Annotated in this window: 21 protein-coding genes; 7 read left to right on the top strand and 14 right to left on the bottom strand. The window is 65.9% G+C overall.

The genetic code is table 11. The annotated features are described in order from the left end of the window. The first annotated feature begins 89 nt into the window (after window positions 1–89). Genes ACG02S_RS11815 through arsH form a run of 4 tightly spaced genes read left to right on the top strand, consistent with a single transcriptional unit; the run spans window position 90 to window position 2311 of the window. Window positions 90–413: an ArsR/SmtB family transcription factor gene (locus ACG02S_RS11815; RefSeq protein ID WP_394470654.1), complete on the top strand. Its 324-nt coding sequence runs from the start codon at window positions 90–92 to the stop codon at window positions 411–413. A gap of 5 nt (window positions 414–418) precedes the next feature. Then, window positions 419–922, top strand: a complete 504-nt coding sequence (locus ACG02S_RS11820; protein WP_394470655.1) for an arsenate reductase ArsC — start codon at window positions 419–421, stop codon at window positions 920–922. A 2-nt stretch (window positions 923–924) separates the two neighbouring features. Further along, window positions 925–1587, top strand: a complete 663-nt coding sequence (locus ACG02S_RS11825) for an aquaporin (protein ID WP_394470656.1) — start codon at window positions 925–927, stop codon at window positions 1585–1587. Continuing rightward, a complete protein-coding gene (arsH, locus tag ACG02S_RS11830; RefSeq protein ID WP_394470657.1) occupies window positions 1580–2311 on the top strand; it encodes an arsenical resistance protein ArsH in 732 nt (243 codons plus the stop codon). The genes ACG02S_RS11825 and arsH overlap by 8 nt, the downstream gene beginning before the upstream one ends. A 60-nt stretch (window positions 2312–2371) precedes the next feature. On the opposite strand, the gene ACG02S_RS11835 is transcribed toward arsH, so the two are convergent. Further along, on the bottom strand, window positions 2372–3241 hold the full coding sequence (locus ACG02S_RS11835; RefSeq protein WP_394470658.1) for an oxidoreductase: 870 nt from the start codon (window positions 3239–3241) through the stop codon (window positions 2372–2374). A 124-nt stretch (window positions 3242–3365) separates the two neighbouring features. Between ACG02S_RS11835 and ACG02S_RS11840 the strand changes: the two genes are divergently transcribed. Further along, entirely contained in the window at window positions 3366–4325 is a 960-nt protein-coding gene (locus ACG02S_RS11840) for a LysR family transcriptional regulator (protein ID WP_394470717.1), read from the top strand. Window positions 4326–4358: 33 nt separating this feature from the next. On the opposite strand, the gene ACG02S_RS11845 is transcribed toward ACG02S_RS11840, so the two are convergent. Together ACG02S_RS11845 and ACG02S_RS11850 are read right to left on the bottom strand one after the other, a co-directional pair. Continuing rightward, window positions 4359–5039, bottom strand: coding sequence for a phosphatase PAP2 family protein (locus tag ACG02S_RS11845; RefSeq protein WP_394470659.1), 681 nt, complete (start codon window positions 5037–5039; stop codon window positions 4359–4361). After that, on the bottom strand, window positions 5036–5683 hold the full coding sequence (locus tag ACG02S_RS11850) for a hypothetical protein (RefSeq protein WP_394470660.1): 648 nt from the start codon (window positions 5681–5683) through the stop codon (window positions 5036–5038). The genes ACG02S_RS11845 and ACG02S_RS11850 overlap by 4 nt, the downstream gene beginning before the upstream one ends. Between ACG02S_RS11850 and ACG02S_RS11855 the strand changes: the two genes are divergently transcribed. Next, on the top strand, window positions 5669–7600 hold the full coding sequence (locus tag ACG02S_RS11855; protein WP_394470661.1) for a vanadium-dependent haloperoxidase: 1932 nt from the start codon (window positions 5669–5671) through the stop codon (window positions 7598–7600). The genes ACG02S_RS11850 and ACG02S_RS11855 overlap by 15 nt on opposite strands. Window positions 7601–7626: 26 nt before the next feature. Here the strand turns inward: ACG02S_RS11855 and ACG02S_RS11860 are convergent, their stop codons facing one another. The 10 genes from ACG02S_RS11860 to ACG02S_RS11905 form a co-directional block, all read right to left on the bottom strand. Further along, window positions 7627–7965: a hypothetical protein gene (locus ACG02S_RS11860; RefSeq protein ID WP_394470662.1), complete on the bottom strand. Its 339-nt coding sequence runs from the start codon at window positions 7963–7965 to the stop codon at window positions 7627–7629. Further along, a complete protein-coding gene (locus ACG02S_RS11865) occupies window positions 7962–8516 on the bottom strand; it encodes a DUF2242 domain-containing protein (protein WP_394470663.1) in 555 nt (184 codons plus the stop codon). The genes ACG02S_RS11860 and ACG02S_RS11865 overlap by 4 nt, the downstream gene beginning before the upstream one ends. A gap of 411 nt (window positions 8517–8927) precedes the next feature. Continuing rightward, window positions 8928–9515, bottom strand: coding sequence for a DUF4304 domain-containing protein (locus tag ACG02S_RS11870; protein WP_394470665.1), 588 nt, complete (start codon window positions 9513–9515; stop codon window positions 8928–8930). 102 nt (window positions 9516–9617) lie between these two features. Continuing rightward, on the bottom strand, window positions 9618–10118 hold the full coding sequence (locus tag ACG02S_RS11875; protein ID WP_394470666.1) for a DUF2199 domain-containing protein: 501 nt from the start codon (window positions 10116–10118) through the stop codon (window positions 9618–9620). Between the two features lie 57 nt (window positions 10119–10175). Continuing rightward, on the bottom strand, window positions 10176–10664 hold the full coding sequence (locus ACG02S_RS11880) for a hypothetical protein (protein WP_394470667.1): 489 nt from the start codon (window positions 10662–10664) through the stop codon (window positions 10176–10178). A 425-nt stretch (window positions 10665–11089) separates the two neighbouring features. After that, complete coding sequence (locus ACG02S_RS11885) at window positions 11090–11401, bottom strand: DUF6968 family protein (protein ID WP_394470668.1); 312 nt, start codon at window positions 11399–11401, stop codon at window positions 11090–11092. A 516-nt stretch (window positions 11402–11917) separates the two neighbouring features. After that, on the bottom strand, window positions 11918–12361 hold the full coding sequence (locus tag ACG02S_RS11890) for a DMP19 family protein (protein ID WP_394470669.1): 444 nt from the start codon (window positions 12359–12361) through the stop codon (window positions 11918–11920). Between the two features lie 97 nt (window positions 12362–12458). Then, on the bottom strand, window positions 12459–12875 hold the full coding sequence (locus ACG02S_RS11895) for a hypothetical protein (protein WP_394470670.1): 417 nt from the start codon (window positions 12873–12875) through the stop codon (window positions 12459–12461). A 65-nt stretch (window positions 12876–12940) separates the two neighbouring features. Continuing rightward, window positions 12941–13249, bottom strand: a complete 309-nt coding sequence (locus ACG02S_RS11900) for a hypothetical protein (RefSeq protein ID WP_394470671.1) — start codon at window positions 13247–13249, stop codon at window positions 12941–12943. Window positions 13250–13334: 85 nt separating this feature from the next. Then, window positions 13335–13541 (bottom strand): hypothetical protein, encoded by a 207-nt coding sequence (locus tag ACG02S_RS11905; RefSeq protein ID WP_394470672.1) that lies wholly within the window; start codon window positions 13539–13541, stop codon window positions 13335–13337. Window positions 13542–14427: 886 nt separating this feature from the next. Here ACG02S_RS11905 and ACG02S_RS11910 point away from each other — a divergent pair. Further along, complete coding sequence (locus ACG02S_RS11910; RefSeq protein ID WP_394470673.1) at window positions 14428–14871, top strand: OsmC family protein; 444 nt, start codon at window positions 14428–14430, stop codon at window positions 14869–14871. A 54-nt stretch (window positions 14872–14925) separates the two neighbouring features. Here the strand turns inward: ACG02S_RS11910 and ACG02S_RS11915 are convergent, their stop codons facing one another. Then, the gene (locus ACG02S_RS11915) at window positions 14926–16197 is read right to left on the bottom strand and encodes a Glu/Leu/Phe/Val family dehydrogenase (RefSeq protein WP_394470674.1); all 1272 of its coding nucleotides are present in this window, start codon (window positions 16195–16197) and stop codon (window positions 14926–14928) included. Between the last annotated feature and the right edge of the window lie 10 nt (window positions 16198–16207).

Here is a 16207-nt window from a genome sequence, read left to right on the forward strand (position 1 = left end):
GCGTGATGTCAGACCGTGCCGCGCTGCGTCGAGGCCCACTGTCCGACACGGGCTTGCAGATCACCAAACACTTCGAGTATTCTGGAAGCATGGATGAAAAAGACGTCGTCAAGGCCCTCGCGGCGCTGGCCCAGCCGGTGCGGCTGAAGGTGTTCCGCGCGCTGGTGGTCACCGGTGACGCGGGCCTCACGCCCGGCACCATGGCCGAGGGGCTGGACATGCCGGCCAACACGCTCTCCTTCCACCTGAAGGCGCTGGTGAACGCCGGCCTGGTCACGCAGGAGCGCGCCAGCCGCCACCTCATCTACCGCGCCGCCTACCCGCGCATGAATGCGCTGCTGGGCTACCTGACCGAGAACTGCTGCCAGGGCGCCGACTGCGCCGTGCCGGCCACGATGGGCTCCTGCTGCTGACTCCCATGACCACCCACGTCCTCATCCTCTGCACCCACAACTCCGCGCGCAGCGTCCTCAGCGAAGGCATGCTCAACCACTGGGCCCGCAAGCTCGGCAAGGATGTGCAGGCGCACAGTGCCGGCAGCGCGCCCAGCGGGCGCATCAACCCGTTCGCGCTGGAGGCGTTGAGGCATGCGGGTGTCGACACCACGGGCTGTCGCAGCAAGAGCTGGGACGAGTTCACGACGCCCGATGCGCCGCCGCTGTCCATCGTCATCACGGTCTGCGACAGCGCCGCGGCCGAGCAATGCCCGGTGTTCTTCGGTGGTCAGGGCCAGCCGGTCAAGGTGCACTGGGGCTACCCCGACCCGTCCAACGCCGACGGCGGCGACGAAGGCAAGCGACGCGCCTTCGAGCTGACGCGCCAGGCCATCGGCTATCGCATGCTGCAGCTGCTGCAACTGCCGTTGCAAACGCTGAGCAAGGGGGAGCTGCAGCAGGCGCTGGCCGAGATCGGCACGGCCTGAACGTGAGCCTGTCCCGCAAACTGCTGGCTGAAGGCCTGGGCACGGCACTGCTGCTGGCCGTCGTCATTGGCTCCGGCGTCATGGCCGAGCGGCTGTCGGGCGGCAACGTGGCGGTAGCGCTGCTGGCCAACACGCTGGCGACGGTGGGTGGCCTGTACGTCCTCATCGAGATCTTCGGGCCCGTGAGCGGCGCCCACTTCAACCCGGCCGTCAGCGCCGTCATGGCCTGGCGCGGCGAACTGCCGGTGGCGCTGCTGTTGCCCTACGTCGCCGTGCAGCTTGTCGGCGCCATGCTGGGCGCGTGGCTGGCGCATGCGATGTTCGACATGAACATCCTGCAGTGGTCCGTCAAGCTGCGCAGCGGCACCGGCCAGTGGATTGCAGAGGCCGTGGCCACGTTCGGCCTGCTGCTGGTCATTCTGCGGGCGCCCGCCACGCGCGTGGCGGCTCTGGTGGCGGCCTACATCGGGGCGGCGTACTGGTTCACGGCGTCCACCGCCTTCGCCAACCCGGCCGCCGTGTTCGGCCGCATGTTCAGCGACAGCTTTGCCGGCATCGCGCCGGCGAGCGCGCCCGGCTTCGTGGCCGCCGAGCTGGCCGGTGCCGCGCTGGCTGTGGCGGTCCATCAACTGCTGTCTTCGCCCGCCAAGGCCCGCCATGTCTGAGCCCCTGTTCCCCAACCCCGGTTTCCCCGCGCTGCGAGCCGATCTTTTCGACGTGCCCACGCAGGCGCGCCTGACGCCCCCTGCAACGTCGCCACACCGTCCGCGCTTCCTGATGCTCTACGGCTCGCTGCGCGAGCGCGCCTACAGCCGGCTGCTGACATTCGAGGCCGCCCGGCTGCTGGAGGCCATGGGCGCGGAGGTGCGCATCTTCGACCCCAGCGGCCTGCCGCTGCCCGACGACGCACCTGACAGCCACCCGAAGGTGCAGGAGCTGCGCCAATTGGCGCTGTGGTGCGAGGGCATGGTCTGGACCTCGCCCGAGCGGCATGGCGCCATGACCGGCATCATGAAGGCGCAGATCGACTGGATCCCGCTGAGCGCCGGTGCCGTGCGGCCGACGCAAGGCAAGACGCTGGCCGTCATGCAGGTGTGCGGCGGCTCGCAGTCGTTCAACGCGGTCAACCAGCTGCGCGTGCTGGGCCGCTGGATGCGCATGCTGACCATCCCCAACCAGTCTTCCGTCGCCAAGGCCTTCGCCGAGTTCGACGACGACGGACGCATGAAGCCCTCGGCCTTCTACGACCGCGTGGTGGACGTGATGGAAGAACTCTTCAAGTTCACGCTGTTGACGCGCGACGTCGGTCCCTACCTGGTGGACCGCTACAGCGAGCGCAAGGAGAGCGCCGAGGCACTGTCCCGGCGCGTGAACCAGCGCGCGATCTGAGCCGGACCCGCGGGGCTTCGAGCCCAGCGGGCTGCCATTGACAACCAGACCCGGCTTGACTCAGGCCGCCTGCGCTCGCGGGAAATCCGTCGACGCCGCCACCTCGTGCCAGGCGGCCGTCTCGCGCTCGACGAACGCGTGCTTGTCGGCAATCACCCGCAGCGTGTCCGTGCCCAGCGGCAGGCGCAGCGGTGGCGTTCGGGCGTCCACCAGCTTCAGCATCGCCAGCGCCAGGCGCTCGGGGTCGCCGGGCTGGTTCAGGCTGATCTGCTTGGCGGCCTCGCGCACCGCGCCCGCCGTGGCGGCATAGTCGGCCAGCACGCGTGGCGACGTGACCAGCGACTGGCCCTCCAGGAACTCGGTGCGGAAGTAGCCCGGCTCGACGACGGTGGCGTGGATGCCCAGCGGTGTCAGCTCGGCATGCAGCGCTTCGGTGATGCCTTCGACGGCGAACTTGGTCGAGCAGTACACGCCGAAGCCGGCGCTGGACTGAACCCCGCCCAGCGACGAGACGTTGATGACGTGGCCGCTGCGGCGCTCGCGCATGGTTGGCAGCACGGCCCGCGTCACGTTCAGCAGGCCGAACACGTTGGTCTCGTACAGCCGTCGCACCTCGTCGGCGCTGGCCTCCTCCACGGCACCCAGCAGGCCGTAGCCGGCGTTGTTGACCAGCACGTCGACCCTGCCGAAGCGGGCCAGCGCGGCGGCCACTGCCTGCGCGGCCTGGGCCTCGTCGGTCACGTCCAGGCTGACGGCCAGCAGGCCCGGCTGCGCGCCGAAGCGTTGCGTGACTGCCGCCGCGTCGCGGGCGGTGGCAACGACGGCGTCGCCGCGGCCCAGCGCGGCAGCCGTGATGCGCGCGCCGATGCCGCGCGAGGCGCCGGTGATGAACCAGACGCGCTGGCAGGGGGACGAGGTGATGGTGGTCATGGCGTTTCCTTGCAGTGAGGAGTGTTGAAGGGTGGAAGCTCGGCCGATGGGCGGCAATGTAGGCATCCGATTGATGTCGAACTAGCCCAGAATCACTTCATTGATTGGCAAGGAGATCGTGACAGTGGCCTTCAACGAACTGCGCGCCATCGCCGTCTTCACGCAGGCCGCCGAGCTGGGCAGCCTGCGCCAGGCGGCGGTATCACAGGGCATCACGCCGCAAGCCGCCAGCCAGGCGCTGACGCAGCTGGAGGCGCACCTGGGTGTGCGCCTGTTCCACCGCACGACGCGGCGGCTCAGCCTGACCGAGGAGGGGCAGCGCTTCCTCACCGCAGCCGCGCCGGGACTTCAGTCGTTGCAACGTGCGCTGCATGGCGCCCGCCAGGGGCGCGACGCCATCGCCGGCCCGCTGCGCATCGCGGCGCCGCGCTCCATCATGCTGCCGGTGCTGTGGCCGCTGATCGAGGCCTTCTGTGCGCGCCACCCCGACATCGAGCCCGATGTGCAGCTCGACGACCGCATCGGCGACTGGGTGCAGGAGCGTGTGGACGTCGGCTTTCGCGCGGGCAGCCCGCCGGCGGAAGGCGTCATCGCGCGCCACCTGCTGCCGTTGCAGCTGGTCGTCTGCGCATCACCCGACTACATCGCCCGGCACGGTGCGCCGCGCTCCATCGACGAGCTGGCGCGCCACCGCTGCAGCGGCTTCCGCCATCCCAGCACCGGCAAGGTCATGGCCTGGGAGTTCGCGGTCGGCGGCGAGATCGTCGCGCGCGACGTCGCCTCGGTCGTCGTCACCAACGACGTCGAGCTGGAGGCGAATGCCGTCGTCGCCGGGCAGTGCATCGGCCAGCTGGTGGGCGTGACGGCCGCGCCGCTGGTGCGTGCCGGCCGCCTGGTGCCGCTGCTGACGGCCCATGTCACCGACCACCTCGGCCTGTACCTCTACTACGGCAGCCGCGTCGCCCAGCCGGCGCGCGTGCGGGCCTTCATCGACCTGATCGTCGAGCAGCTGGACGTCAGCCAATGGGTGCTGAGCCCGCAGGAGCTGGCGGCTGCAGCGAAGCCCCGCAAGCCGCGGCGCTGACGCGGCATCGATGCGGTACCGATGCGTCGCCAGCTATCCCAAGCCGCTCGTGCGCTGACGCCGGACGTCGCGCAGCTGCGCTGCAATGCAGAACCACAGGGCTGCCCAGCCCGCGCCGAAGGCCCAGCCGGCCAGCACGTCGCTGGCCCAGTGCACGCCCAGCATCACGCGCGTGATGCCGACCAGCACGGCCATGAAGGCCGCGATGCCCACCACGAAGACGCGCAGGCGCAGCCCGTCGTGGCGCTGAGCCACCAGCACGCCCACGGTCAGGTAGAACACCGCCGACATGCTGGCGTGGCCGCTCGGGAAGCTCAGCCCTTCCTGCACCAGCGCCGCGAAAGCGGGGTCGGGCCGGGCGCGACCAAAGCCCGCCTTCAGCGCGGTGACGGCCAGCGCGCCGGTGATCATCGCCACGCTGACCGCGACCGCGCGCGCCAGCCGGCCCACGGTGCACAGGTAGACGGCGGCCAGCACGGTGAACAGCGTCATCACCGGCGTGCTGCCCAGGGCGCTGAGCTCGCGCATGATGGCTTCGACGAGGGGATGTGTGGCTCGCCATTGCTGGGCCAGCTGCAGGGCGGCCTGATCCCAGTGCTGGGTGTTGTCCTCGCGCATTTCGCCGGCCAGTGCGCCGAAGAGGCTCAACGCGAACATCGCGAAGGCGAAGGTCAGCCAGCGGCGCAGGCGTGGGGAGGGGTCGCGGAAGTTCATGGTGGGCTCAGCAGCGCCTTGGCCGCCTCGATGCGCAGCGCAAGCGGCGCGGATTCGTCGTTCAGCACGCGCTGCAGGAAGCCGCGCGGGTCCAGGTCGGCAGTCTCGCCGGGCGCCGCGGCCACCGGCGTGGGAGCGGGCTGCAGGGCCTGCATCGCCGCGTCGAAGGCGCTGGGCTTGATGCAGGCCAGCCGCGCCAGCAGGTCGGCCTGGCCGTCGGCGCCGGGCTGGATGTCCAACCAGGGCGTGTCGGCGAACACCGGCGCGAGGTCAGGCGCGACGAAGGCGGACCAATTGCCCGTCGCGGTGTCCTGGGCAGGCAGGGCGGGCAGCGCGGCCCCGGCAAGCAACCGCAGTCGCGAGGCGGCGATGCCGGGCAGGTAGCGCGCCTGCAGCCGGGCGAGGAAGTCGGTCGCGCGGGCCGGCGTCACCGGCTGCTGCAGCGAGAACCACAGCTGCAGGCCGTCGGTGCCCGACACGGCAATGCCAGGTGCCGGCAGCTGCAGCTCGGCCTGCACACCGCGCCAGACGGCACCCAGCGCGGTCCAGTCGGCCGGCCGTGCCAGTTCCAGCAGCAGGCCGCGCACGCCATCCGGCGCCGGCGGCGGGTACAGGCGATGCAGTTCGGAATGAAGACGGTTCATGGGCTCAAGCCTGCCACAACAGCGGACGGTCCAAAGAGGCTGCCAGCGCTTTCGCCGCACTCAACAGAACTGGCGATGCCTGCCAGCGCACGGCCTTTGACACTGCCGTCGCTCATCGCGAGCGCCTCTTCGCCAACCGGAGTGACCATGTTGAACCTGCCACCTCTCCAAGAAACCCCCGGCCTCAACGACTACGCGGTTCTTTACTGGAACCACGTCGGGCTGCAGATGAACCGCATCACCCACTCGCTCGGCGGACCGCAGGGCGGGCCGACGATGAGTTCGCGCGCTCTCGGCCTGCTGCATCTGGCCATGCACGACGCCTACTTGGGCTGGCTGGGCAGCACCACGCCATCGCCTTACCTGCCCGTGGGCGAGCGGCCGGCACCTCCAGCCGGCGCGGATGCTGCTGACGCCGACGCCGCCTTGACCGGCGCCGCCCTGCATGTGCTCGACGCGCTGTACGCGAACGCGGCAGGCGCTGGCATCTCCCTCGTCGCGCGCGACACGCTGACCAGCAGTCTGAACGGCATGGTCAGCGCCTACTTGCCACGAGTCGACGTGTTGTCTCCGGCGCATTGCTACGGCAGTGCGGTCGCGGTGGCGGTCATGAAGCGGCTGGCCGTTCAGCCCGGCGAGCCCGGGGCCGACCAAGGGCGGTACGAGCCCAGGCATGAGCGCTCGTACTTCTCCGACGAGCCGATCAATCCGTTGCGCCAGGTACTGCTGGACCCCAATGATCCTTCGCGCGGCACGCGGTCGCGGCGCGTCTACCACGGGCCGTATTACGGCGAGACAGCGCGGACGTTTGCGGTGCACGATGCCGCAGGCCACCAGTTGCAGCCGCCGCCCTACGACAAGGAGCGCAAGGCGGGTGGTGTCACCGCCCCGGCGGCGGCGGCGGAGTACGTCGCCGCGGTGGAGGAGGTGAAGGCGCTGGGTGGGGCCAGGGGACAGCCGGGCACCACCCGAACCCCCGACCAGACCGTCGCGGGCGTCTACTGGGCCTACGACGGCGCCAACCTGATCGGTACGCCGCCGCGGCTGTACAACCAGATCGTGCGCGAGATCGCGTGGGCACGCCGCGACCCGGCGGCAACGCCTGCTGCCAGGGCGGCCAACACGGCGGCGTTCGTCCGCCTCTTCGCGCTGTGCAATGTCGCAATGGCCGACGCGGGCAAATTCTCCTGGAAGGAGAAGTACCGCTGGGACTTCTGGCGGCCGTTGACCGGCGTGCGGGAGCACGATACCGCCGGAAATCCCATCCGCGTCGGCGACCCGTTCTGGGTGTCGCTGGGTGCGCCGGACACCAACACCAACCGCATCTCTTTCAAGCCGCCGTTCCCGGCCTATCCGTCGGGGCACGCCACGTTTGGCGCGGCCTGCTTCCAGATGGTTCGGTTGTTCTACAAGCAAGGCGTGGCGGGGTTCGACCCCACCCAGGCTGGCTTTGATCCCAACAAGGTAGACGACATCGAGTTCACCTTCGTGTCGGAAGAGCTCAACGGCGTCAGCCGGGACCTGTATGCGCCTCACGATCCCGCACTGCCCTTGGACGAACAGCCTGGCACCGTGCGCACGCGGATCGAGCGCAGCTTCCCGTCGTTGTGGTCGGCCATTTTCGAGAACGCCTTCAGCCGCATTTACCTGGGGGTGCACTGGCGCTTCGATGCGGCAGCGGCGGCGGACATCAAGCAGCCCGGGACGGAACAGAACAAGCCCGCGCATGAAATCGTCTACAGCGAAGTCTGGACGGCGCCGCGGGGCGCGGCGGGCCCATTCCCAACTGGTGGGGTGCCGTTGGGTCTGGGCATCGCCAACGACATCTGGCGCCATGGCCTGACGCCGCCTGTCGACGACAAGCCCGCGGGCGGCGCCAGCAGCGAAGTCAAGCACAGCAACACGACGCGCGGTTGAAGCGCTCGTGCAGTCTCAGGAGCTCCTCAAGCCTGCCACACTCCGTAGCCTTGCTCCCGCAGCGCGATGGCCAGCTCCACCTCCATGTCGCGCGCCGCGTCGTAGGGCATGGGGTTGTAGACCTCGTACAGCGCCGGCAGCAAGCGCTCGCCGTACTTCAGCACGAAGCGGTTGGCCTGCACGCCCGCCATGTGGCGGTCAAAGCGCAGGTCGGGGTCGAGCCCGGTCATGCCGACGTAGACGCAGGGCCGGGTGATGTCGTGATCGGGGTTGGCCTTGCGGAAGGCGGGCTCATTCCAGACCTGCGCCGACAGCAGCACCACGTACACGTGGTGGTGGTGCCCCGCGCGCCGTCGTGGCGTCACCGCTCCGACGTGTTCTCGCGCAGCATGCGTTGCATCAGCACGAAGAACCGGTCGTAGAACTCGCCGGCTGGGATGGTCTCGGATGCGACCTTGACCAGCGAGTCCTCCGTGGACGACAGCGGTACCGAGATGGAGCCCAGCGCGCTGACGCCCAGGCTGGCAGCCTGCGAGTTCTTCTTCAGCACGTAGCGGTCCTGCTGCGCGCTGACGTAAGCGGTGGCGACCTGGTTCTTGGGGCCGTCGCCCACGCAGACGACGTTGAAGCCGATCTCCACGTGAACCTCGCCCTCGGGCTGGAAGCGCTTGGCGCCCTGCACCATGCCGCTGCCGGCCTTGCCGATCACGTAGCCCTGGCTCATCAGCGCGCGCCGCGCCGCCTCGCAGGTGTCGTCCACGCCCGCGTCGAACAGGCGCGAAAAGGTCTCTTCAGCGGCGAAGCTCTCGCCCTGGTAGACCTTGCGGGACTTGTCGGAGGCCTTGGGCAGGCCGCCGCAGCCCGCCAGCAGGACACCGAGCAGCAGCGGGAGGAACAGCGAGCAAAAACGTGGCATGGGGGCCATTATTCAGTGCGGTGGCAAGGCGGACCCTGGGCAACGCTCACGGCCTGCCAGCCGATGACAGCACTGCACCCCGCGCAGGTGCCGGCGACACATCCCGGACCCGGCTGCCTGCAGTCAGAATGGCCGCAGGCGCCGAAGAACAAAGTTTCGAACTCGGCGCTGGGTGAGGGTGGCCGCTGATGCGACAAAATCACCGGCAAAGTTTCGAACTTTGAGCCCTTCGAGCGGTCTGGAACACGCTCGGTGTGCTGTCAATGTGTCGAACTTTTCCCACGGGAAACGGTGGCTCCTCAAGCAACCCAAACGGGCGATGCGGTCCTGAACTGGTTGCTGCAGGGAGCCTTCTTCAACGTTGGCGCTCAGCGGGCGGCGAAGCCGTCCGCTGCAATGACAGGTTCGACCTCATTGCAGGCTCGCTAGTTCGTTGAGCTCGTGCCGAAGCGCAACCGCGGTACCGATGCCCGCGAGCCCAATCGCGGCAAAGCGAGCGGACTCGGCAAAACGCCCTTGCGCACGACGCAGCCGAGCCAGAACGAGTGCCATTCGAACTTTCGTAGAACCAAAGCCTCGAAAGTCAAAATCTCCCGCCGCGAAGGCACCTGGTGATACTAAGTCGAAGGGCGATTCGGGTCGGCAGACATGGGAAAGCATCTCGCGGCCAGCAGTTTCGTAGATGGCGTTTGCTGCCTGCACCGCCGCATTCATGCTCTCGATGGTGGGCTCATGAATCCACCATTGATCAGCGTCGTCGCGCGATAGCCGGCGGCGAAACTCGCACAGCGGCTCCGTGATCTTCTTTGGATCGGGCAACTCGCCGAGAACATGGAAGACCGACAGCGGTTGCAAACCCAGGTTGATAGCGAACTGGCCGCCATGCCTGGAGCCCTGCACACTGACTACGTGCACCCAACCGTGGCGTACCCGTCGAAAGGTACGACCCGACCCGCCGAAGCCGTCAGCTCGCAGACTCGGAACGAGGTGATCGCGCAAGGCAGCTTCCAAACGCGGGAGAGCAGCAGCCGTCATGAAATCGAACGTTCGCGCTCAGCGGGCGGCGAACCCGTCCGCTGTAGCAAAAGGTTGAACATCAAGCTACCCATGTAGGGCCGCCTCGACGATTTCTTGAACACGAGCCATAGTGATGCCGTCGCGCTGTTCGATGAAAAGCGGATGATCCGATGCCTCCAGCGTAACCACTGGCCGCTCACCTGCTGGCGATGTTTGGACCGAAGTCTTCAAGCTGAGAGTTGTTGGTTGGTATGGAAGCGCGCTCTGAAGCCAGCCGAAGTACGGGGGCTCGCTCTCTCGGCCTTCTTGCTCCCACAACTCGTTGACCCGCCGGAAGCTCGCTTCGCTCAGGGAAACCCAGACAAGCCACACGAACGAATCGGGGCCGTCGATGACCGGAAGCAGCAGGCGACCGAGTACGAAGAAATGCTCTCCCCGAATTACGCATTGATCGGACGACAACCCGGAGTTCTCGCCACGCTCAGTCTCTGACAGTGAATTCCAAAGCGGGGGTGCTGGCGCTCCGAGGCACATTGGGAGTTCGTTGTGGTATTCGCCGCAGGTGGCGCAATGGAAGCCGCTCATGCTGATGTTCAACCTTGAAGTTGTGGGGCGGCGAAGCCGTCCCACACGAACGACCAGTTAGCCAGCATTTGCACCTCCCGGAAGGCGACCGAGATAGCCCTCCCCGCCGATGCCACGCGGCCACTGAAGAAATGGTCGCAGCGTCCGTCGGTCCTCTTCCGTCAGGGGTTGAGCAAGCACTGCACTGATTGTGCGCACCTGTGGCCATGGAGCTTGCTCAGCGATGACTGCGTAGAACGGCATCAGCTTGGCGATGTTTTCCATCGGGCTCGCCGCCTCTAAAGGCCGCAAGTCACATACAAAACTGAACTCAAAGGTATTCAGCAGCGGAAGCCACTCATTCGGGCGCGGCGCGTGTGCTGGCTCTTCGCGCAGCATGAGGTTGACGATGTTCACGCCCTTGACCTCGGGCCCGCGCAACTGCTCGCGTATAGGCTTGAGCCGGCGTTCGAACCATTCCGCGAAGCCCCAGTGTGAACCGGTGAGTTTCCGCTCGCGTCGTTCGCCGCGAGGGTAGTAGTAGATGCGAACACTGGTGATCGTCATGGTGCTGACTAACGTCGGCGTTGGCCGGCGCACCCAGACCGACGCTGCGGAGCGTTCGCCTGCGTGTGTTCGTCCGTGTCGAACAACCAGTTAGACAGCACCGCCGACGTTGTCATCAATTGCCTTGCCACTCCAGAACAATGATAGAAATAATCACAGACAGTGCCGCCACAAAGGTCCAACGTGACGTGGGCCGACTTGAGCGGTCAGGATTGAGTGCGGGAAATAGAAAGAACATAACCCTGCTTGCGCTCGCGTCAGGGTTTCGTCGTGCATACGCGCCGATGTAGATCACCGCGGCCACACCCAGCAGCCAGATGGGCACCTCCCACCAGTTGTCGGACCAAAAGTTGCTGTTCACTGCTGTCTAACGTTTGCGCTCAGCGGGCGGCGAAGCCGTCCGCTGCAGAAAAAGGTTAGAGAGATCACGGCACACTGGCCAAATCCTCTGCTGTAGCAAGCTCACCTCCCCGTTCCCAATAGAACTTCCATCCTTGCTCAGCGAAGTGACTGAGTCGGGTGGACGCAAAGCTCATGGCTAAGCGGATGGCCTGCCAAGAATCCATACCTGCGATCGACCTGGCTTTCGGATCGACGAGTTCCATGGTCACCGATGAGCGCCACTCCCCACGCTCACCCAGCACCGGCACGCCGATTGTGATGACGAAGTCATGCTCTGTGCCATCGGGAGCAACGGCAAACCAAGTGCGTTCGGCGGCGAAGTCTGATTGCGGCATGGAGCGCTCTAACGTTGTAAGTCAGCGGACCAGCCGGCGTAGCTGGCGCAGGTCCGCTGCAATGCTAGGTTGGGCATCAGTTCGATCAGCGCTCGCACTCGTGGACCTCGTAATTCCAGTGGCCGCCGTTGTCGAGGCAGCGATCAACCCGGACGAACTGGATGGCAGATGAGCATGCGACGGCGAGCGCAGCCACTGCGCTCGCTGCAAGCAGACATGAACCGACACGGATTAGGAATGCTGGGCGAAGTATCGATAGGCCGGTGCGGTCTTCCGCGGGACCGCTGCAGACGTAGAAATACGCCGGTAGACCGATGGCGGCGGTGCACACAACCAGCCACACCGATGCCGCGCGGCCTGGCGCATCGATCACTGGGCCGGCGAAGAAGAGGAGGAGAAGTCCAGCTACGGCGCCAACAGCCGCGGCTGATCGATTCGTGGCATGGATATGCATATCCGGCTTCTGGCTAACGTCGAAGCCAAGCGGCACCGCAGGCGTCCGCCTTGGGCGACCAGTTATACGGATTTGAAGGCGTCACGCTTTGCACCCACATATTCGGCAAGTTTTAGAAACACAGCTTGGTCGCCACAGATCTTGCGACTCAGCTTCACAAATGTGTGATTCTCATCATCACGAACCTCATCAAGCCACTGCTGCCGCTTTGCTTCATGCAGGTGCGGCTGACCAAACGGGAACATTGCGGCAGACTCTTCGATACAAGCTGCGGCGCTCTCAGCACCTATGCGCCTGTACGCATTCACAAAGATGGAGTACTCGGGCGTTCCGTCGAAGTCGCTCTCATAAAAGTACTCGATGCCACCGTTGTCTATAACGCCCTGAGCCGAGTAGATAACTGCAACGGTCTGAAGAGGCACAGGCAGGCGCGATACGTCGCCGCCCGTCTCCTTCAGCCGTGCGAACGCATAGTCGGATGCCTTGTCGAGCAGCGATTCAGTCATGGAGCCGTATAACGTTGGACGTAACGGGCGCCGGAACGCAGCGAAGGGGACCAAACTGCGCAGCAGTTTGGCGTCCCGTTGACGGACTTGTTAGGCATCAGGCCCGCCGTACATCCAGCCGCATGACGTCGAAGGCGACAAACGCGCCGATGTTCTCGACACCGAAGACCTCAATAGGAAGTGGGATGAGTGGCCCGCCACAGTCAGCGAGTAAATCGTCATCTGGGCTTCCGTTCGGCACTAGCTTGCCGTAGGCGCGGTAGGACCAAATACCAGTTGGTTCGAGCTTCTGCTCTTCAAGAGGGTTGCCACCAAACACAGTGAGCCAGTTGGGCGGTTCGCTGTCGTTAAACAGGCAAGTAAAGCGCGGCTCAAAGACATCGCCGACATTTGGGTGGAGTTGGTTCGACGTTCCATAGCCAAGGCAATCCATCGCGACCACTTCCACGCCACCAATGGCAATGACGGCGGCTCCGCCCTCATCGTCCTCGACACTGATTAGCTGCGCACTCACGGTGTATGCCTAACGTGAAAGCTCAGCGGGCGGCGAAGCCGTCCGCTGGGGCGAAAGGTTGGACGTCATAGCCATGCCGGCGGCGCTTCCGCTCCGGACCAGCCCCAGTCTCGAAGAACGTCGATTGCGCTCCCGCGTTCGTACTGGAAGGCATCCATGCACGAATAGCCGTAGCCATTCTCCGTGGCGGCCTTCGCCTTCGCTTCGTCCCACTGCTCCATGAGCAGCATGCCTTGGGTTGAAGCGAAGCCGAGAACAAGAGCGTCGAAGGAAACCAGCTGACCAGCTGCCGTTTTGAGCTCGAATGGCGCGGCAACGCGCAAGCCCAAATCTTCGCCAGCTTCAATCCAGCATTGGCCAAGACGCGATTTCATGACGCTCAACGTTCGCGCTCAGCGGGCGGCGTAGCTGTCCGCTGCAGCAACAGGTTAAAACGCAGAGAGCCGCGCCAATGTCTTGTCATGGCGAGCCGGCTAAATAGGCAAGCAGTGCCAGCGGCACGATGACGCCGAACAGAAAGGAGACGGTTGCTTCGAACACTAGTCCGGCCCTTTCAATGAGCCCGCCGCCGGCCCACTCCTCAATCTGAGCGCGCCGAAACCTGGCGTTGAATACGAACAGCCAGAAGAACGCAAAGTAGCCGAGGACGTCCACAACTTCGCTCATGCTCGCTCTGCCTGCGCTTCAACGTTGAAGCTGAGCCGCGAGCGGCGGCTCGCCGACCCGAGTCTGCTCGAGCGACTGGTTAGGCGTCGCACCCCTCGCCGTACGACCCGACTTGGCAAGGAAAGACAAGGAAGCCGACTTAAGCATTGACATCCTCGTCCGGCGCAGAACTTGACCGTTGTAGGTACCGAATGAGTCCTTTTCGAAGAGAGCCATCCTCGACTGAGTAGACATCGACGGTGCTTGGATCCCGCATACGAGCAGCATTGACGACAAGCTGGCCGAGCCGCAGGTCTGGGTCGCGCCGCCAAACCTCGCGAAGCAGCGAAATCATTTCTTCGATTCGAGCAGGGTCTCTCACGTTCTGGGAGGCCTAACGTGTTATCGGTGGATCGTTAACGATATTTGCCTAACATTTGAGCATGCGACCCTACCGTCCAGCAACGCCCGCCGAGCGCGATGCTCGTCGCGAGCGACGCTTGAGCCTCCCTTCTGATGGACCGGCTGGCTTCCCTGAGCCAAGGCACGAGGACCAGCGCCAGCCGTTCGACTGGAGCTTCTCATGTGGCGGCGTCACCTGGGCCGTACACTTTGAGCCCAACCCAAGAGACGTACGGCAGTGGCGAGTGTTCAGGGATGTCAGGCCGTGGATGTGCGCGGGTCTGGAGCGCGTCTGGCGCGCGCTGCAGCGCGAGATGAGCACCGCTTTAGGCCGTCGTCACTGGCGATGACGCAGCGGCCGTCGACGGCCGCAACCGTTCCCCGCCGGTAGCTGAGGTCGACACTTTGACATCGCTTCCCATCCCACCGGACTGGCCAACTTCGAAACTTTGACAGCCAGTTCGAAACTTTGTTATCAGCCCCCAGCTGTCAGATCGGAGGCTTCATGGACCAACCCAGCGTCACCCTGACCCAGCGGCAGGGCTACCAGTTCGAGCACCACTACGCGCCCGGCATCCCGGCACTGCTCGCCGATGAACCCACGCCGCTCGGCACGGGCCAGGGACCCGACCCGGTCGAGCTGTTGGCGTCGGCCGTGGGCAACTGCCTCAGCGCGTCGCTGTGGTTCGCCGCCCAGAAGTACAAGGACGACCCGTCGCCGCTGCGCACCGAGGTCAAGGCGACCGTGGGCCGCAACGAGCGCAACCGCAACCGCGTGCAAGGCCTGGCGGTGGACCTGCACCTGGGCAAGCCCGCCGCCGAGCTGGGCCACATCCAGCGCGTGCTCGACACGTTCGAGGACTTCTGCACCGTCACGCAGAGCGTGGCGTCGGCGATCCCCGTCACGCTGCGCGTGCTGGACAGCACGGGTGCGGTACTGAAAGGCTGACGCAAAAAGGCCCGCTCGGCGGCGGGCTCGTGTCTCCTCGGCACCCGCCGAAGATCAGGGATACAGGCCGCGCTCCTCTCGCGCTTGCAGAACCCGCGTGCACGCCACCGTGAACGCAGCGGTGCGCAGCGGGATCTTGTGCTGCTCGCCGGTCTCCCAGATGTGCTTGAATGCGCCGATCATGATCTTGTCCAGGCGCACGTTGATCTCGTCCTCGGTCCAGAAGAAGGACGAGAAGTCCTGCACCCACTCGAAGTACGACACCGTCACGCCGCCGGCGTTGGCGATGACGTCCGGCACCACCACGATGCCGCGGTCCGCCAGCACCGCCTCGCCGTCGGGCGTGGTGGGGCCGTTGGCGCCTTCCAGCACCAGGCGTGTCTGCAGGCGCCGGGCGCGCTCGGCGGTGATCTGGCCTTCCAGCGCGGCCGGGATCAGCACGTCGCTCTTCACGTTCCAGAAGTCGTCGTTGGCGATCGTGTCGCCGCCCTTGAAGCCGGCCACGCCGCGCGTGGCGGCCACGTGGTCCAGCAGGTTGGTCATGTCGAAGCCGGCGTCGTTGAAGATGGTGCCGGTGTGGTCCTGCACGGCGACGACCTTGGCGCCGTTGGCGGCGAACAGCTTGGCGGCGATGGAGCCCACGTTGCCGAAGCCCTGCACCGCGATGCGGGCGCCGTCCAGCTCCATGTTCAGGCGGCGCATGGCTTCGCGGCCCACGACGAACACGCCGCGGCCGGTGGCGGCCACGCGGCCCAGCGAGCCGCCCAGCTCGATGGGCTTGCCCGTGACGACGCCGGTCGCCGTGGCCCCGGTGTTCATCGAGTACGTGTCCATCATCCAGGCCATGATCTTGCCGTTGGTGTTCACGTCCGGTGCCGGGATGTCCTGCTGCGGGCCGATGATGATGCCGATCTCGCTGGTATAGCGGCGCGTCACCTTCTCCAGCTCCTTCATCGACAGCAGCGCCGGGTCCAGCCGGATGCCGCCCTTGGCGCCGCCGTAGGGCAGGTTCACCGCGGCGTTCTTGATCGTCATCCAGGCCGACAGCGCCATCACTTCTTCCAGCGTGACGTCCGGGTGGTAGCGCACGCCGCCCTTGCCGGGGCCGCGCGTCAGGCTGTGCTGCACGCGGTAGCCCTCGTAGTGGGCGATGGTGCCGTTGTCCAGCTCGATGGGGATGTCCACGATCAGCGCCCGCTTCGGGCGGCGCAGCGTCTCGACCCACCGACCCAGGTGGCCCAGGTAGGGTTCGACGGCGTCGATCTGCGACAGGTACGTTCCCCACGGGCTGTTGCGCGTGGGCGAAACAAAGGACAGATTGGGCATGAAATGCTCC

The organism is Pelomonas dachongensis (assembly GCF_043555865.1).
Classification (GTDB): domain Bacteria; phylum Pseudomonadota; class Gammaproteobacteria; order Burkholderiales; family Burkholderiaceae_C; genus Pelomonas; species Pelomonas dachongensis.

Coding starts and splice junctions, on each gene's coding strand:
- ACG02S_RS11915 (WP_394470674.1), bottom strand. CDS start 16,197: ATGCCCAATCTGTCCTTTGTTTCGCCCACGCGCAACAGCCCGTGGGGA.
- ACG02S_RS11905 (WP_394470672.1), bottom strand. CDS start 13,541: ATGAGCGAAGTTGTGGACGTCCTCGGCTACTTTGCGTTCTTCTGGCTG.
- arsH (WP_394470657.1), top strand. CDS start 1,580: ATGTCTGAGCCCCTGTTCCCCAACCCCGGTTTCCCCGCGCTGCGAGCC.
- ACG02S_RS11885 (WP_394470668.1), bottom strand. CDS start 11,401: ATGCCGCAATCAGACTTCGCCGCCGAACGCACTTGGTTTGCCGTTGCT.
- ACG02S_RS11850 (WP_394470660.1), bottom strand. CDS start 5,683: ATGAACCGTCTTCATTCCGAACTGCATCGCCTGTACCCGCCGCCGGCG.
- ACG02S_RS11820 (WP_394470655.1), top strand. CDS start 419: ATGACCACCCACGTCCTCATCCTCTGCACCCACAACTCCGCGCGCAGC.
- ACG02S_RS11835 (WP_394470658.1), bottom strand. CDS start 3,241: ATGACCACCATCACCTCGTCCCCCTGCCAGCGCGTCTGGTTCATCACC.
- ACG02S_RS11815 (WP_394470654.1), top strand. CDS start 90: ATGGATGAAAAAGACGTCGTCAAGGCCCTCGCGGCGCTGGCCCAGCCG.
- ACG02S_RS11890 (WP_394470669.1), bottom strand. CDS start 12,361: ATGACTGAATCGCTGCTCGACAAGGCATCCGACTATGCGTTCGCACGG.
- ACG02S_RS11910 (WP_394470673.1), top strand. CDS start 14,428: ATGGACCAACCCAGCGTCACCCTGACCCAGCGGCAGGGCTACCAGTTC.
- ACG02S_RS11880 (WP_394470667.1), bottom strand. CDS start 10,664: ATGACGATCACCAGTGTTCGCATCTACTACTACCCTCGCGGCGAACGA.
- ACG02S_RS11875 (WP_394470666.1), bottom strand. CDS start 10,118: ATGAGCGGCTTCCATTGCGCCACCTGCGGCGAATACCACAACGAACTC.
- ACG02S_RS11845 (WP_394470659.1), bottom strand. CDS start 5,039: ATGAACTTCCGCGACCCCTCCCCACGCCTGCGCCGCTGGCTGACCTTC.
- ACG02S_RS11865 (WP_394470663.1), bottom strand. CDS start 8,516: ATGCCACGTTTTTGCTCGCTGTTCCTCCCGCTGCTGCTCGGTGTCCTG.
- ACG02S_RS11855 (WP_394470661.1), top strand. CDS start 5,669: ATGAAGACGGTTCATGGGCTCAAGCCTGCCACAACAGCGGACGGTCCA.
- ACG02S_RS11900 (WP_394470671.1), bottom strand. CDS start 13,249: ATGAAATCGCGTCTTGGCCAATGCTGGATTGAAGCTGGCGAAGATTTG.